This is a genomic window from Streptomyces sp. MMBL 11-1 (assembly GCF_028622875.1).
In the GTDB taxonomy this organism is placed as follows: Bacteria; Actinomycetota; Actinomycetes; order Streptomycetales; family Streptomycetaceae; genus Streptomyces.
This window is the reverse complement of record NZ_CP117710.1, coordinates 21,489-37,725: the sequence shown is the minus strand read 5'-3', so window position 1 is coordinate 37,725 and position 16,237 is coordinate 21,489. Positions and strand designations below refer to the sequence as shown.

The 16,237-nt window shown below is 70.8% G+C and carries 13 protein-coding genes; 11 read left to right on the top strand and 2 right to left on the bottom strand.

Translation table 11 applies throughout. The features are described from left to right. Window positions 1–1,188: 1,188 nt before the first annotated feature. Entirely contained in the window at window positions 1,189–1,560 is a 372-nt protein-coding gene (locus PSQ21_RS35525) for a hypothetical protein (RefSeq protein WP_274036260.1), read from the top strand. A gap of 246 nt (window positions 1,561–1,806) precedes the next feature. Here PSQ21_RS35525 and PSQ21_RS35520 read toward each other — a convergent pair whose 3' ends face one another. Beyond that, window positions 1,807–2,094: a hypothetical protein gene (locus PSQ21_RS35520; protein ID WP_274036258.1), complete on the bottom strand. Its 288-nt coding sequence runs from the start codon at window positions 2,092–2,094 to the stop codon at window positions 1,807–1,809. A gap of 1,823 nt (window positions 2,095–3,917) precedes the next feature. Between PSQ21_RS35520 and PSQ21_RS35515 the strand changes: the two genes are divergently transcribed. The 4 genes from PSQ21_RS35515 to PSQ21_RS35500 all read left to right on the top strand — a co-directional run bounded on the left by PSQ21_RS35515 (window position 3,918) and on the right by PSQ21_RS35500 (window position 6,919). Next, the gene (locus PSQ21_RS35515; protein ID WP_274036256.1) at window positions 3,918–5,384 is read left to right on the top strand and encodes a hypothetical protein; all 1,467 of its coding nucleotides are present in this window, start codon (window positions 3,918–3,920) and stop codon (window positions 5,382–5,384) included. 128 nt (window positions 5,385–5,512) lie between these two features. Then, window positions 5,513–5,953, top strand: a complete 441-nt coding sequence (locus tag PSQ21_RS35510) for a hypothetical protein (RefSeq protein ID WP_274036255.1) — start codon at window positions 5,513–5,515, stop codon at window positions 5,951–5,953. Window positions 5,954–6,357: 404 nt separating this feature from the next. After that, window positions 6,358–6,534, top strand: a complete 177-nt coding sequence (locus PSQ21_RS35505) for a hypothetical protein (protein ID WP_274036253.1) — start codon at window positions 6,358–6,360, stop codon at window positions 6,532–6,534. A gap of 223 nt (window positions 6,535–6,757) precedes the next feature. Further along, complete coding sequence (locus PSQ21_RS35500; RefSeq protein ID WP_274036251.1) at window positions 6,758–6,919, top strand: hypothetical protein; 162 nt, start codon at window positions 6,758–6,760, stop codon at window positions 6,917–6,919. A gap of 250 nt (window positions 6,920–7,169) precedes the next feature. On the opposite strand, the gene PSQ21_RS35495 is transcribed toward PSQ21_RS35500, so the two are convergent. Further along, window positions 7,170–7,826 carry a hypothetical protein gene (locus PSQ21_RS35495; RefSeq protein ID WP_274036249.1) on the bottom strand — a complete coding sequence of 219 codons (657 nt, stop codon included), beginning with the start codon at window positions 7,824–7,826 and terminating at the stop codon, window positions 7,170–7,172. Between the two features lie 599 nt (window positions 7,827–8,425). Here PSQ21_RS35495 and PSQ21_RS35490 point away from each other — a divergent pair. The 6 genes from PSQ21_RS35490 (at window position 8,426) to PSQ21_RS35465 (ending at window position 16,213) form a co-directional block, all read left to right on the top strand. Then, window positions 8,426–9,046 (top strand): hypothetical protein, encoded by a 621-nt coding sequence (locus tag PSQ21_RS35490; protein WP_274036247.1) that lies wholly within the window; start codon window positions 8,426–8,428, stop codon window positions 9,044–9,046. Between the two features lie 35 nt (window positions 9,047–9,081). Further along, on the top strand, window positions 9,082–9,675 hold the full coding sequence (locus PSQ21_RS35485) for a hypothetical protein (RefSeq protein ID WP_274036245.1): 594 nt from the start codon (window positions 9,082–9,084) through the stop codon (window positions 9,673–9,675). Window positions 9,676–9,733: 58 nt separating this feature from the next. After that, window positions 9,734–10,174 (top strand): hypothetical protein, encoded by a 441-nt coding sequence (locus PSQ21_RS35480; protein ID WP_274036243.1) that lies wholly within the window; start codon window positions 9,734–9,736, stop codon window positions 10,172–10,174. Between the two features lie 160 nt (window positions 10,175–10,334). After that, entirely contained in the window at window positions 10,335–10,679 is a 345-nt protein-coding gene (locus PSQ21_RS35475) for a hypothetical protein (protein WP_274036241.1), read from the top strand. After that, entirely contained in the window at window positions 10,680–11,018 is a 339-nt protein-coding gene (locus tag PSQ21_RS35470; protein WP_274036239.1) for a hypothetical protein, read from the top strand. It abuts the gene before it with no gap. 344 nt (window positions 11,019–11,362) lie between these two features. Beyond that, window positions 11,363–16,213 (top strand): hypothetical protein, encoded by a 4,851-nt coding sequence (locus tag PSQ21_RS35465; RefSeq protein WP_274036237.1) that lies wholly within the window; start codon window positions 11,363–11,365, stop codon window positions 16,211–16,213. Window positions 16,214–16,237: the final 24 nt, after the last annotated feature.

Here is a 16,237-nt window from a genome sequence, read left to right as displayed (position 1 = left end):
GGTCGTGGAGACAGGGCTGCTCGGGTGGATCGGGCGAGGATTCATGAGTGTTGTGCGGCAGGTGCTGCGCGCGGTCGACTGAGCCAGGGCCCTCTCCGTGTCGCTGGCACGACCTCCGGCAGCCTGCCTACCACTGGATCTGCCTGGTGTCGCCTTCTTCATCTGTTGTATCGCCGTGGCGTCGAGGCACGCCACCCTGATGGACCCAGCCTGGTGGGGACCTCACGAAGGCGCCGCTGCTCCCCGCAGATCCGCCGACATCGTCGTGCGGGTCGGCGGGCACCCCGGTGTCGGCCCGTCGGCGTGAACCGGTCCTTCCGCGGCTTCCTTCCCGGGCGCCGTGTCCCTTTCGTGGTGGCCCGACGGGGTGGTGGTGCGCCGTTCGCTGACGTCCGCCGTGTCGCCGCCCGGGGCCGCCGTGATCGTCTGGCTCTGTCCCGGCGCCCTCGTCCTTGTCCTCGATCCCGTCGTGGACCCTGGCTGTTGTCCGGGGGTGGACCGTGGGACCTGGCGGTTGTGCGGGGAGCAACGGTGAACGGTCCCCTTGGTCATTCCTGGCCCTGTGCGTCCGTCGTGACGCCTGGGCCCTTGGCCCGGCCGGCCGCTGCGCTGCCGGGCTCTCGCCTCGGCACCGGCACGGGCCGCCAGCCGTTGAGCTCCCCGAACTGCTGGGCCCGGGCCGACCGCGCGTACCGCACGGTGGTGTCCCATCTCTGGCCTGCGTGAACCTTGCACTCCAGGCCGCCTGAGCGCGGGGTCGCGGCGTCACCGCTCCGCGCCGGCACTGTTCCGATTCGGTGATGCTGCCTCGGTGTCTGCTGGGGTGGGGTTCGTGCGATGTGCGGGCCGCCGCTCGGCCCACGGCCCCGTGGTTGCGCCCGTTGTCGTGCGGGCCCGTGTGTCGTGCCTCCGTCCGACGTCGTCCAACTCTGTCCGACGGTGTCCGATACCGTTCCGGCGTCCTCGTCCTCTCCCACGGCCCGGGGGCCGTGGGTTGTCGTCCGGGGTGGCCGGGGTGTTCCCTGTTGCAGGGAGTTGTTCGGCGTTGATCGCTGGGCTTCGGTGCACAACGCTGTGCACGTGCCCGGACGCTCCCGAGTGTCGGAGCGTGGCGCAGATTTCAGTACCGCAGGGAAGATTTCAGTACGTTCTTCAGTGACGCACCGATGATTTCAGTGAGGGACCACCGTGGCAGATCCGAAGCAGCCGAATCCCGCCCTGCGGTTCGAACCCGTCGATGACCCGCTGGGGACCCTCGCCCTTCGTCAGCTGACGGGACGCGCCTGGGTGTCGTACGGCATCGCCCTGCATTACCAGGCCGAGGATGACGAAGCGGCGGCGACCACGGAGGCTATGAGCCACGCCCTGCAGTCGGTGTCGCCTGGATTCGCGGCTGCTGCCCTGCTGCGCATCGCCAGCGACCCACGCCTGGGCCTCACGGACGAGCAGTTTCTCTATCTTCATGAGCGGGCCGCTGAGTTGGACCTGTCTGTGGTCGAGGACCTGACCGGTGCCAACGGCGAGGGCACTGACACCTGTGCATCGGTGAGCACTCTGTGAGCCACTGCACGGAAGATTGCAGTGCCCGAGTCAAAGCCGCGCCGATTGAAATCCTCGGTGCCGCCCGACACCGAGTGCCCCACGCGTGCGTCCGCGACTGGCGGCTGCTGGGCGGTGGTGTGTTCGGAGCCGTACGGCGGACTCCGAGCTGAGGTGCTCGGCCGAGCCGGCCGCCGTTCCGCCCGCGCTGCCGCCGCACCCCCGTGCCGCGCCCGCCGCCCCGTCGCCGTACCCGTCCCCCGCTGGTCAGTCGTTGTCTGGTTCGTGTTCGCAGCAGTCGCAGAGGAATGCTTCTTTGAGGTAGACCATGGCGACGCTGACGTCGGCGGTGTAGCCGGTGTCGGCGTAGAACCAGAGGGCGGTGTACCAGGTGGCGGTGCCTTCTTCGCAGCGGGTCCAGGTGGCGAGTCCATTGGTCCGGAAGTTCCCCATCTCGTACATTCCGGCGAGGAAGCTCTGGTAGCTGTCCCTGGTGATGGCTGAGGTGCCTGAGCCGCCGGTCCAGAGGTCGGTGCGGGTGTACGTCGTGGTCATCTGCGCTCCGGGAAAGGGTGGTTGGGAACGGGCGGCCATCGATGCGATGGCTCTAATTTACTCTAAGGCGCGCACACGTGTCAATTATCACGTGTCGTAGGGGGTGTGTCCCGGTCGCGCCGCCGCGTCGGCCGCCGCTTCCCCCGTGCCGCCACTGCGCTCCGCCCGGGCCGCCTCGTCGCCGCCCGCCGCCGCGCGTCCGCTGCGCCCGCTGCTGGCGGAGGTGTCCGGTGGTGTTCGGCGGTGTTCGGCGGTGTTCGGTGGAATCCGATGCGGCCGCGCACCGCCGCCGTCCGCCGTCGCCCGTCGCGCGGCCTGCCGCGTTTCACCGCCGGCCGCGGCATCGCCCGCCCTGCCGGTCGGTCCAACGGGTGTTCGCGTCCTGTTGCACCCGTTGACTCGGAGCCGCGTACGCGGCCTGCCCGCCGCTCGCTGCTGCGTCGCCCCTGCCGCCGCGGCCGGCCCGCGCCGTGCCGCCGCCGCGCCGCGCCGTCCCGTATCGGGGGGTCGCCCGTCCGGTCGGTGGCGGGTCCGATGGGTCCGATGGTCAGGGACGAGGCGGAGAGAGTCCTCGACCGTGCACATGCGACTCCGAAACCTGCATGAGGACGCGCAGGATGCCCGGGCGCTTTCATGAGAACGTGCGCGAACGTCGGTATCGACCGGGTGGCTCAGGCAAGGAAGGCCGGTCGGCGTACTCGTCGCGCCGCTTGGCCCGCCGTCCGCCGCCGCCCGCCACTGTCCACCGCCCGCGCTGCTGGTTGGTTGGGCGGACCTCGGCGTCCTGTTGCGCCCGTCGACCTGGGGCCGCGGTCCGCCGCCTCCCGCCCTTGCCGTCGTGTTGGCGTTCCGCCGCCGTCCGCCGCCGTCCGCCGCCGTGCCGCGCCCACCGCTCGCTGCTCGGCGGCCGCCACCGCCCGCTCGCCCCGCCCTGCAGTCGCCGCCACCGCCGACGCGTTCGCCCGGCCTTTCCGGCGCCCAGCTGCTCTTCGGCCGCCGTCGCCCGGCCGCACCCGGCCGCCCCGGCGTCTCGCTGCGCCGTCCACCTTCCGCACCCGGCGTCTCGCCGTCGCTCGGCGCTCGTCGTGCCGCCGCGCCGGTCGTCGCCGCCGATCGCTCGCTCTTGCTCGCCGCCCACCGTGCCGCCGGGTCGCCGTGCTCGGCCGTTCGGCGCCGGTCGCCCCTGCCGTCCCGCTGCTCGGCCGTTCGGCGTCCGCCGCCGCGCGCGCCGCCGCGCCGCCGGCCCGCGCCGCGCCGCGCCCGCCGCCGTCGTGCCGCTCCGCCCCCGCCGCCGTCCCGTTGCTTCGCCGCCGCCCGAGCCGCCGCGCCGCTGTCCCGCCCACCCCCGCTGCGCGGCATGACGACCCGGCGGTGACGGACTCGTCCAGCTGCTGCGCCGTGCCCCTCCCCGCCCGCCGCCGCCCGCCGTGCCGCCGGGTCGCCGTGACGCCGTCGCGGCCGCCCGTCGTGGTGTCCCCGTGGTGTGGCTGGTTGTGGTGGTGTTCTGCCTGGTCACGCGCTTAGAGCCTGCTGATACGGCGTGCTTTCACAGCACGCTCGTGTGTCGCTCTCGTACTGCTCGCTCGCAAGTCGTGCTGATGGTGCTGGCTGAAGTCGTGGGGTGGTGGCGTGAGTGTCGGGCGTGGGGTGGTGGTGTGTGGTGCGGGCGCGGTGTCGTGTCGTGCGAGGCGGGCGTGTTCGGGTGTTGTGCGGGGTGGTCGTGGTGGTCAGTTGTGTTCCGGTGGTGGTCAGTTCTGGTCGTTTCCGGGCGGGGTGCGGGATCCGCTGAGCTGGGAGTGTCGGGGGTACTACGGTCTTGCGCTATGGGTGAGTTGAGGGTGCGTCGGCTGGTGCCGACGGGGATCTGTTTCTGCGGGTGCGGCTCGGACGCGGAGATCGGCCGGTGGTTCGTGCGGGGGCACGACATCACCGCGAGCGCGGCCCTGCGGGCGTTGGAGGGAACGGGTCTGGCGCAGCGGCTGGTGGCGGCCGGGTACGGGCCGGAGCGGTCGGTGGTGGGGGAGGCGGTGGCCCGGGCGGGCTGGGTGCGGTGCGCGGGGTGCGCGTATGCGGGGTCAACGTCAGGGCTGGCGGCTCATGTGCGCGGCGGCGGGTGTGCGGGGGCCGGCCGTGCGGTGCCCGGGCGGCCGGCCGCCACCGTCACCGCCGTGGCCACCACTGCCACCGCTGCCGCCACGCACGCCGCCGGCGCCGAAGCCGCCACCAGGGCCGGGGCCGGTGCGCGGGGTGAACGTGGTTCCGCGACCGGGGTGTTGGCGGAGGGGGAGACGACCGGAGAGAGCGGGCGCCGCCGGCGCCGTCGGGCGGGCGGGGAGGACACGGGTCCGGTGCTGGCCGGGGCCGGGCCCGGCCGGGGGCTGCTGCTGCCCGGCTCGGGGGACATGGTGTGGAAGAAGGTGCCGCTGCATCTGCGGGTGCACCTCGCGGGGGCCGCGTACCGGCTGGTGACGCCGGAGCAGCAGGTGCTGCGGGAGAAGAAGAACCGTGAGGTGAAGTTCGCGGTGCGGGCGGCCGGCAGCAAGCGGGCGACGGGGAGGCACTGGCTGGTGTTGCTGTCCTCGCCCAGGGAGTCGTTCGGCAGCGCCCGCAGCGAGAAGGCGGACCGGGTCTACGAGGTCCTTCAGCAGATCGTGGCCGAGTACGTCGCGCCGGCCGTCGGGAAGACCGCGGCCGAGGGGCCCGGGGAGCCCGGGGGTACGGAGAGGACTGTGGCCGAGGGGCCCGGGGTGCCGGAGGGCGCGGAGGCGTCCGGCGTCCTGCCCGCGGCCGGGGGCGGCGGGGGTGAGGGCGCTCTGACGGCGGAGCCCGAGCCGGAGACGACGCCCGCGGCCGGTCGGGGGGCGTCCTCCGGGGGAGCGGGGCCTTCGAAGCCAGGGTCCGTGCGGCGAGTGGAGGGGGTGGCGGGGGCCGCCCGCGGGCTGCTGCTGCCCGCGCAGGACGACCCGTCATGGAGCGCTGTGCCGCTCCCGCTGCGCCAGAGTCTGCGGATGTCCGCTCACCATCTGGTGACGCCGGTGCCGGGGCCGTTGAAGGCGAAGCGGCACCGGGGTGTGCTGGCCGCGGTGCGGGCCGCGAAGCGGATGCGGGTGACCGGCGCGCACTGGCTGGTGCTCCTGACCACCGAGCGGGAGACCTTCGGCAACGGCGAGAAGGCGGACCGGGTCTATGAGGTCCTGGAGCAGATCGTGGCCGAGTGCGTCGCACCCGCCGTCGAGAAGACCAAGACCGAGGGGCCTGCAGGAGCCGCAGATGAGGAGCGCGGCAGGTGAACCGGGTGCGCCCCGGCACGGGGCGCTCGTCAACCGGTCTCTGTCCGGGCCGGTGGGCGGTGCCGCGCGGGAAGGCCCTCGTGGACCGGGAGCGTGAGCCCGGTCTTCGTAGAGCCGGGGTGTCTCCGATGCTGGTGCCGCCGGTGAACGGCTCGACGAGCGCGGGGCGCGGTCCCGCGCCCTTCAGTCCGGGAGCCTGGTTCTGGAAGAGCACGACCGCCACGCCGCGCCGCATGCCGTGCGCGGAGGGCTGGAAGGATGAGGTCATGAGCGAAAGCAACCCTCGGGCCACGGCAGAGGCCCTGCGTGAAGAGATCGATCTGGCCGTCAGTGGTCTCGGCGGCGCGATGATGGGCATCGCGGACTCCTATATGGAACTCGCCTACGGCGCCGGTAAGGGATTCGGGGTTCACGCCGAGTACCGGGAGAGCAACCTGCACACCGGCAAGCCCCAGATGGCACTTGCCGTACAACTGGCGGCCTGGTCCTCTGAGATCGCCGCGAAGGCGGCGGCGCTCGACGCCAAGCGCGAGATGCTCAAGCGCTTGGTCGCTGAGGGGAGCGACTGAAGACCGACGCCCGTGGTTCTCCGGCGCCGCACGCGCCCGGCCGGGTACCTGGTTTCCGGCCCGCGCGCCTTGGCGGCGCCCCGCTGCTCATCGGCCGCTGCTCCCGGCGGGTACGCCCGTGCGGCTCGTCGAGGACCGGCTGTCCGGTGTCGTCCGAAACGTCCGGTGTTGTCCGAGGACGTTGGTGACCGGCTCCACGAGCGAGGGCGCCGTCCTCCGCCTGTTGCGGCGGGGAGCTCGTCCACCTGGAGGAACGCGAGTGCCGGTAACCGAGTCCAGGCGTTGCCTTCGGGCTCGGTGTGCCGGATCGCCCGAACACTTCAGTAGCGCACGCGTGACTCCAGTAGGTTCGTCCATACCGCGCCGGAGGGTTCAGTAATGTCACCGCGATCCGAGGAGAACGTATGAACGAGAACGGCCAGCAGTCGGATCGTCGTCCGGTGCAGTCAGCGTCGCTGGAGCGGGTCGACCGCTCGCTCAGGACGGGCGGCGTCACCAAGTCCGTGCTGAGCCTCGAACCTTTCAGCAGGCAGCTGACCGGTCGCGCGGCTCGGCGTGCCCAGCAACGCGCGGCCAAGTAGAAGAAGTAGTAGCTACTGGAATCTGTGCTGTGGCGTCGATGCCCAGGGACACCGCATCGACGGCAGTTCCCAGGTCAGAGGTCCGGCCGCTGAGCGACAGCGGCCGGGACGGGGCGCGCGGGCCGGTGATCGGTGTGCGGACGCGCCCGGCGCCCCGGTCCGCGGGCGGCGTTCTGGTGGTCGTCGCGGGCCCGCGCACGGTCTTCCAGGAGGTTCTGCTGCCGTGCCCGTGCCGGGGGTTGGGTACCTGGCCGGGATCGTCGACGGCGCGGGCGGTCTCGGGCGGGCTGCTCACTCCCGGCCGCTCCCGGAGCGCGCGTCCGGCGGGTCCGGCCAGGTGGCGGGCGTGACCGGCGATGTGTACGGATCCACCGGCGAGCGGTAGATGACGCGGCCGATCCGCCACCCGGTGTCCGCGGACGCGGCGGGGGCGGACGGGCACCCGGCCGCGCTGGCGTTCCGTGCTGGGCACTCCGCGCACGGGGCTCGCCCGCTCTGTGTAGGGCTCGGGCGCCGTTGCGCCTGCGGGCCGCTGTGGTCGTGCCGTCCCGCTGGAGGAGCGTCGTTGCCGGCGAGGCTCCTCCAGCGGTTCGTGCGTCGCCCCGGCCGCGTCGTGCTGCCCGGGTGGAGGGTGGTTACCGGGGGTGCTGGTTGTCGAGGTGGTCGAGGTAGCGGGCGGTGAGGGCCGTGATCACGGCGTTCGTCTGGTGGCGGGGGAGTGGGTCCGGGGCGTGGGGGGACTTGAGGGCGGTGACTACTTCGCGGGCTCGCGGGCCCAGGCGGTAGAGGCCTTGGCGGCCCGGGGTGAGGGGGACGCCGTGGGTGGTGAGGAAGTCGCGTAGGCAGCCGAGCTGTCCTGCCCGGTGGCGGGGGGCGGTGCGCAGGGCGGCGTCGAGGTAGTGGCCCGGGTCCACACGGGGCGCTGTCCCAGAGGTGAAGCTGAGGTGGTGGCTGAGGACGGCACCGGGCGTTCGCGCACGGTCGACGTTGAGGCCGAAGACGGTATGGGGCGCTGACATACGGTCGGCGTCGACGCGGGCCATGAGCCGGGCGTGGACGCCGGGTTCGAGACGGAGAGCGAGGGTGTCCCAGCTGCGGCGCTGTTGGGCGGCGGCGACGCTGGTGTGCAGCTCGTGCCGCGCCATGCGTTTGACCTCTTGCTGCGCCCAGGCGAGGGCTCCTGATCGGGGCGCGTCGGGGCCTTGGTCGGCGTGGTAGCGGGCGAGGAGCTGCTGGTAGGTGAGTTTCAGCGCGCGAGCGGCGTGCTGGAGACGGCGGAATTCGGTGGGCATGACGCTCCAAGTACCGTGCTCCCGGCGGCCGACGGCTCGGAGGAACAGGACCGGACACAGCAGATCAGACCCGGTCACCGGGCTTCTGTCACACCGTCGGACCGGGACCCGTGAGTGTGTTGACAAGGACCCTGGACGGCCCCGGCAGCTGCTGCCGGGCTCACGGTAGAACACCCCGCCACGCCCGGCACAGCTGACGTGTCCGGGTTCCCCCGGTCGGATGAACCGCCCAGGCGTGGCCGCCGGCGGGTTCGGCCGCAGCTCGCCGCGGTGCGCTGCGCCCGTGCCCGGCCGGGCTGACTGAACCGCGTACGCCGAGCGCCTCACCGGCCGCGTCGGCCGGGGCGTGTTCGGGTCGTCCGGGTGTTGTCCTCGGGTTCGTGCGGACCGTTCATCCGGCCCCGGGATGCCCGGGAAGTGCGCGCACCCCGAAGGGGCCTAGTGGTGCAGCCTCCCCACGACCTGGCGCACACCCCTTCACACCGCAGCCGTTCAGTAGCCACAACGGCACAGGCCGGAAAGGCTGGTGTCCCTGTTCCTTTCCCGGGCCGGAGCGGGAACGATGGCTACGGACACCGGGCAGGCTACGAGGGGGACCGATGGGCAAGGCAGCGGGAAGCGTGTTGACGGCGTGGAGGTTGGAGACTCGCGTCTCGCCCTCGGCAGAGCTCCTTCGCGTTCACGTGACCCTCCGCGATCTGTCGGCCGAGGAGGGAGAAAACGGGCCCGCTCTGCATCTGATGGCACCGCCGAACTCCGGGCCGGGGATCAAGGAGAGCGCATCCGTCCTCGTGGTGGACGCGACCAACGTCCCGTCGCCCAACGGCGCGTTCGACGTTCTTGAGGACGCGGTGTGTGCACACCCTGGGGCCTTGGTAGTCGGTGCTGTCACCGGCCGCCACAGCGCTCTGGTGTGGGTGCGCGTACAGCCGCCGTCGGTGTGGCAGCCCGTTGGGTACACCGTGCACGTACATGCGAAGGGCGGACTGCCGGAATTCTACGCGTCGGCCCTCTACGGCTGGATGCGCTGGTGGCTGGAGAACCTCGACCGGAGCGCGCTGCCCGACGGGTTTCCGCTCGGCGTGCTGCTGCCGCGCCCTCCGGAGATGGTAGAGATCGTGATGGCGGAGACGTCGGCGCGGCTCTCGATCCGCAACGCTGAGCGCGCCTCCGACCGGCCTTTCGAGATCCACGACCCGGAGGACCCGCTTTACCGGTAGCGACCGGCAACGAGTTGGCTCTCAAGCACATCAGCGTGGCCACAACGGAGGGATACGCCGCGCGCCCCGGTGGCTCACAGCGGCTCTTCCTCGCCGAGGTCGAAGCCGCTGACGAGGAGAACCAGGTCGCCCTGACCGTTGAGGCGTTCCGCGAGTTCGAGAACGGGCAGATGCCCGCGGGACCGGGTGCGAGAAGCCTCATCGAGTTGTTCGCCCACATCGACGCGGTACTACACGAAGCCGCGCGCACGCCGCCGAAGATCCTTGAGGACGACGCCCACCTGGAAAGTCTCCTGCGCAAGCTGGCCGCCACTCGCCACATCGGCCCGGCGAACTTCTGCTGGTTTTGCGACCCGTCCAAGGCACTGTGCCTGAAGCTGGCCGGCACCCCGAACTCGACGAAGCCCCTGATCGGCATGTGCGACTCCGCCCGCTGCCCGCAGGCCGCCCATCACTCCTGCCACCGGCCCCTGTGGGCTCGTCAGGCCGACGCCATCGAGGACTTCATCACCAACCGCCGCGTCGCGAAGGGCGAGCGCAAGCGCCTCGAACCTGAGCGCGACCGCGCACTTCGCGTCGTCGCCGAGATCGACTCCGCTACCAGCGCGCACCTCGTGGGAGCCGACTGACACGGCCCGGCTCACCGCCACCGACCGGAACCGCAACGAAGCCGCCGTCCGCGCCGCGATGGAACGGCTGCTGGGTGGAGACCTCCCGCCGGGCGGCAAGTGCGACCTCAAGACGCTCGCCTCTCTTGCCGGTATCACCCGCACCGGCTTCTACCCGAAGAAGAATCGCGACGGCACCGCGCGCCCCGGCACCTACCAGCATCTGGCCGAGGAGTTCGAACGCCGACGCGCCGAGCTTCAAGAAGCCGGTGAGATCATTGACCCGCGCGACGCACAGATCGAGCGGCTCAAGGCCGAGGTCGCCACCTTGAAGACTCGGATTCTCGCCCGCGATCAAAAGATTGAAGCCCTCTCCGAGTTCAAGGCTCTGGGCATTTCTCGGCTCGCCGCCCAGCACGACGAGATCGAACGACTGCGCCGACAGGTCGCGGGAGCCGGCGCTGTGCGGCAGCTGCCGCACAGCGCGAGCCGCAAGGCACCGTACGGCTCATGTAATTGAGACAACCCTGGCGTTGAAGGTCCTTTGGGATTCTCAACGCCAGGAGGCACCGTCTCGCTGCGGCTGAGGCTCCGGTTCAGCCGCCCTCGATAGCATCAGCAAGGGCACGGTGCAGGGCCACGCCAAGGCGCCGAGTTTGAGCGCCGTAGTAAGGAGTCGTATGGAGTTCCGTCCGGTCAAGCGCACCACTGGAGCGTTCCAGCAGTCGCTGCCCCCCGAGGAGATCAAGGCGGTGTGCGACCGGGCCTTCGGTCCCGAGTCCCGCCTGCTGTCCGCCGTCGAGCTGGGCCTGGGCATGTACAACAGCACGTACAAGGTCGAGCTGGCCGGCCAGGACAGGCCGGTAATCCTGCGGGTGGCGCCGGAGCCGGGCAGCCAGTTCCGTTCCGAGCAGCAGTTGATGCGCAACGAATACGCCTCCGTGCCCTGGCTGGCAGTGATCGCGCCGCTGATGCCACGCGTGATCGCGGCGGACTGGTCGCACGAGGTGATCGGCCGGGACTGAATGATCCAGACGTACCTGGACGGCGTCCCGGCTCCGGAGCAACTGGGAACATACCCGCGCACCGTGTGGCCGACGTTCTTCCGGCAACTGGGCGCCATCACCCGCTCCGTGCACGACGTGCGGGGCCCGCACGTCGGGCCCGTCAACGGCCCGGGGTACGGGACCTGGAGCGAGGCGATGATCACGTCGCTGGAGGAGATCGCCGCCGACCTGGACGACGCCGGCCTGGACGCGGCCGACGTGCGGAAGGTCGCCGCGGCGGCCGCGCACGACCGCGCCGTGCTGGACGAGGTCGCCGAGCCGAGCCTGCTGACCGGCGACCTGTGGACCGTTCACTAGGCAAGTCGGATGTCGGGAGTGATGTTGTCGGGCTCCGTGCCTGGCGTCACGGAGCCCGACGATAGCGTCAGCCGGACCGCGATCTCGCTGTCGTAGCCGCCGTTGACACTCTGGACCCGGTGGACCAGGCCGGTTCTGTCCTCGACCGCAGTACGCGGTACGGACGGTGGGGTGGTGGTAGATCAGCTCAGTGGATGCGCGCCGTGACCATGCTGATCAGGTTCGGCATGTATGTTCGAGGGGCCCCATAACCCGTACAAGCTTCGCTAGTTGGCTGAGCTCGCTACGCTTCCTCATCAGCGTGAGGCAGCGATCGGCCATACGGCCGGGGAAGGGACGTACAGGTGGCGGAGGGTGCGTCCCCGATCTCTTCGGGTGGTGCCGGCACGGTCTTCGAGTACCGTGCCGCGGCGTTGGATCTGGTGGCGCTGCTGTGCTGCGTACCTGTCCCTGGACTTGAGGTCATTCCGGATGCGGTGGAGCTGCAAAAGGCGTCCATGGCTCCCCTCGACGACGTCGTCGTGAGCAATTGGAAGGGCCCGTACCTGCTCGTTCTCGAACGGCAGATCAAGCGCACACTGGAGATTGTGCCGTCGGCGAAGGCATGGAAGGGCCTGATCAGCCAGTGCCTGGAGAGCCTGGAACGGTTCGGTGACGATGTCGACGCGGAGCGCCGCCGTTTCGGTGTGACCGCCACCGGCCCGTCCAAGGACTTGGAAGACCTGCGTGAGCTCGCAGCCACCGCCGCGGCGCAAGCCTCGCTTGAGAATTTCCTCCAGGAGGCGCTGCCGCCACTCGGGGGGCAGTACCACCGTGTGTGGAAGCATCTGAAGACGACGATCACCGACGCCATGACGAAGTCCGGCGGCTCGGCTCTGGTGCCGGAGTTGGTGGAACTCACCGCGTTTCGGATTGTGCGGCGCCTTGTCGTCCAGATCGAGCCCGAGGGCCCCGGCGCCCGGTACACCGCACTGTGTGCTGCGCTGGAAGAGCGGCTGATCCCGGCGGGCGCCGACTATGACGCCCCCGAGGTGTTCCGGATCATCGAGGACCTAGCGGAAGAGTGGGGGCCGCGTAGCGGGTCTGTCGACCGGCAGATGCTCCGGAACCGACTGTCGGCCAAGGGGCTGGTGCTGCGCGGGGATCCACCGGCTCGCCTTGAGCTGGAAGCGGTCGAGGAGTGGACGGATGTCTTCCTGAGCCGGCCGCAGGTGAGGGACCGGCTCGGCAGGAACCGAAAGCTCAACCGCGTCGCGCTGAGGGCCAAGCTCGCCAGCACCATCGACGCGCACAAGCTGGTGCTCGTGACCGGCCCTGCGGGCACGGGGAAGAGCGCGCTCACCCGCGCAGTCGCCGGAGAGATACGGCAGCAGGACCAGGTGACGGTGGTCGGCTTCTCGCTCACCGAGCACACCTGGGGGACGGTCGCCGACATCGACGGTGAACTCGGGGGACCAGGACGCCTCGCTACTGCCCTGCGCGGTGCCCCGACCGGCCGCCGCGTGTTCGTCATCGACGGCGCCGAACAAGCCCTGTCCGACGGCGGGAAACTTCTCAGACGCCTGCTCTCGTTGCTGCCCCGCGACGAGGAGGGCGAGCCGCTTTGGCATGTGGTCGCGGTCGCCCGCGAGCAGGCCGCCGATGACGTGAGTGAGTATCTGGCAGCCAGGGACGGGCGGGTCGAGAGGATGCGGATCGGCGGTCTTTCGGACGGCGAGCTCCGCGAAGTCCTGGACGCCTTCCCGGCCCTGGCCCCGATGGAGCGCTTGCCTCGTCCGGCCCAGCTGCTGCGCACCCTCTACACGGTAGACCTGCTGGTGAGGCTGCTCGATGTGGGAGCCAACCCCCAGCAGATTCTCGGTGAGGAGGATGTCGCCGACTTCGTGTACGACCACTTGGTGCGCCGGGGAGGGAGCGAGCGTCCCGGGCTGGGACACCCCGACGATCGCAGCGATGTGTACCTGGACTTGTCGGAGGCCGTCGTCGTCAATGGGCAGCGGTTCGCACGCCTGCCGCAGTCCGGCACCGGTCCGGCGAAGTACGGCCTTGTCAGCGACGGCATCCTGAAGCAGAAGCGATCCGAGCTCGGCTTCGCTCACGATGCGATGCTGGACTACGCCGTCGCCTTCCTGCTGTGCGAGGAGTCGGCGCCGGCCGTGGCTGCCGTGCGGCAGCCACGGCGGCTGCTGCGGGGTATCCGGATCGCGGCTCAGTTGCGCCTGGCCCGCGCAGGACGCCGTTCCCCTGCCAAGGTCCTGGCCGCCTGGAGGTGGATCACAACCGCCGCACAGGAACTGTCCGAGCTGGACGGCGCTCGATGGCAGGACCTTCCCTTCGAAGCGCTGTTCGAGCTCGGCCACCCGGAGCCGGTCCTGGCGGGGCTGGACGATGAGCTGCTGGCCGACGGCGGCCGCGCGCTGGTGACTGCGGCCCGGCTCCGACTGCGCAGCGTCGTGGCTGCCCTGCCGATCCTCAGGTTTCTGACCCTCCACGCCGACGACCTTGACGATGTCGCAGCAGGCGGCGCACTGCGACTGCTGGGCAGATGGCTGCCGGCGGCGGCCGACGGGATAGACGATGACCTGGCTGCTCGTGTGCCTCACGCGGTGACCAGATGGTTCCACAACGGAGCCGACACAGCCGCGCCGACGGCGATCGCGCTCGCCTGCACGGCCCAGCACCTGGACGCGACCAGTCGGCAGCTCTTCGAGCATCTCTCGAACCACGCCCCCGCAGAGGTACAGCGTGTTGTGGAAGAGCAGCGTCTTGCCACCAACCTCGCCCGCCACGAACCGGAGCTGCTCGCGCTCATGGCGCACTCCGTCTACGTGGAGCATCCCGATAGCCTCATGCCGGTTCCGTTTCGGGAAGGTGTGCGCGACATAGGTTGGCCATCTCGCTACCGGCCGAAACCCGTCGCGCCGTTCACGACGCCCTCGGTTCCGCCGTGGATTCCGGCCGACGCACCGGACCCCGCTGAGCTCGGACCGTTCGGCGCTCTCCTCACGCATGCGCCGGACCAGGGCCTGCTCCTGATCGGGCAGGTCGCCGATGCCGCCACCGAAGCGGTCACGCGCATCGAGACAGAGCGCGGACGCCGGGAGTACTCGCTGGTCTGGCCGCTCGATCAGGGCGAGGCTGTGTTCGCAGGCACCGCCCGGTCGTGGGAATGGCCGTGGGCCGGGGCGCTGGGGCCGGGACCGGCGATCGCGGCGCTCGCCGCGCTGCGCCGTTGGGCCCACGCCCAGGCGGCGGCGGGGGCCAGCCTTGGAGAGCTGATGCAGCGGGTACTCGGTTGCGGGCGCAGTATCGCCCTGGTGGCCGTCGCCGCAGGGGTGCTGGCCCTCCATGCCCGGCGTGTCACCGACGAACTGGATCCGGTGCTCGGCCAGTCGGATCTGTGGGCGCTGCCGTCCTCCAATGCCGTGCAGCTGACCTACGCGGTTCCGCTGATCGTCCTGCGCGCGTCCGCCGAACGGCAGGACGCCTTCCGGGAGATGGGACGCCGCTTGACGGCCGAGCACGAGCAGCACCGTGGCACCACCGGTGAGGGCGACGCGGCTTCGGATGGCGTGATCGCGGAGGCGGCGCTGCTACTGGACAGTTCGAACTACCGGATCGTGACTCTCCCCGACAGCGACGGTCGGGCAGTCCCCGGGACCGTGACTGTCCCGGACCGCGACGGCCGTGCATTGGTGAACGAAGCCGTCAACCGCAGACGCATGGAGCAGTCGGACGGTGGTGCCGCCTTCCGGGAGTTCGTCGAGCGGTTCGCGTTGCTGCGTGATGCCGAAGTCGCTCGCGATGGTGACGGCAAGGCGGATGCGCGGGGGCTGTTCGAGCGCTGGGAGGCCCTCGACCGCGTTCACCGGCTCTCACCAAGCGGCCGGCCGAAGGAACTGGACGCCATCGGCCCCATGGTTGCAGCCGTCGTCCTGCGGTCAGCGAACGCAACAGCCGGCGGGGTGGAGCCTGAGCAGGTGCGATGGGCGGCGAACGAGCTGCTCACAGCAGCCGAGGCCACGCCATCCGCTGTCACGGCCGACTGCGACGTAGTACACGAATCCGTTGATCCCCGGGCTGCAGACCGCTCGGCGGCAACGGCCCTGCCAGTCCTCGTGGCAGCCCCAGCACTTTTCCAACAGGCCGACACCGCCGAGGAAACCGTACGCGCGGCCGTGCTCCAGCTCGCTGGCAGCGCCTACATTGAGGTGCGGTCGCTGCTGTGTTCGGCGATCACCCAGCTGTGGAGCGCGGGGGTGTGCACCGGCCCGGACGACGCCCTGCACACTACGAGCCTCAACGCGTTGACCGAGATGGTGGTCACCGCCGGCCTGACGGCCCAGGAAGACATGTACACCCCCCGACGGCCATTTCGGCTCACTGGGCCGGTGGATGCCGCCCTCACCGAGGCCGTACCGTTCGTGGATCTCCGGCTCGTCGCCGCAGCCGCAGCAGCCGCTTACCTCGCCGCCAACTTCGACTGCCCGCACAGCGGGGCAGCTCGGCACCTTGCCGAGGCGATGGCCCATCACGACCGGCTCACCTGGATACGGCAGTCCGAAGCGATGGCCAGCCACTCAGCAGAGTGGCGAGACACCCACGACACGATCACCGCCGAGCTCGCTCTGGACGGCGACCAGGCCCGGCTCGAGGCATACCTGAACGTGTTCGATTCGGACCCGCACGCGCTCGCGGGGCTTCTCAGCGCCCTCGCACAGCAGGCCACCAGCCCGGCGCGCGTCCGGAAGCTTCTCGTGATGTGGCCAGGCATGCTGGACCGCTTCGCATCCCGGGGCAGCAAGGCGCTCGGGCAGGCGCTGCTGCCGCTACCGGCGCGCGGAGTGCCCTGGACGCCTGCGCAGGCGCGCGATCTCATCCGTGCGTGGGCTCCTCTCCACAAAGCCCGGCCGCATCTGGCCGACCGCCTCCTGGACGTTCTCGACGCCCACGGCCTGTTCAGCGGCCAGGAGGTCAGCCTCGTGCTCGACGTCTTGGGTGACCGGTCGGATGCCGTCGCCGTCTCGGCGCGCCGGGTCGTGCCGTTCCTCGCACAGGTCCTATCCGACGACGTCCATCGCACGGGGCCTGACGCTGAACGCGCCCGTCGTCTCCTCGATGCTCTCTCCGCTGCGGGCAGGCAGGAAGCGCTGCAGGTTCAGCACCAACTGGAGGAGTCCTTCGGTCTGAACTGACCAGGAGGGGGCAACAGCGTGAGG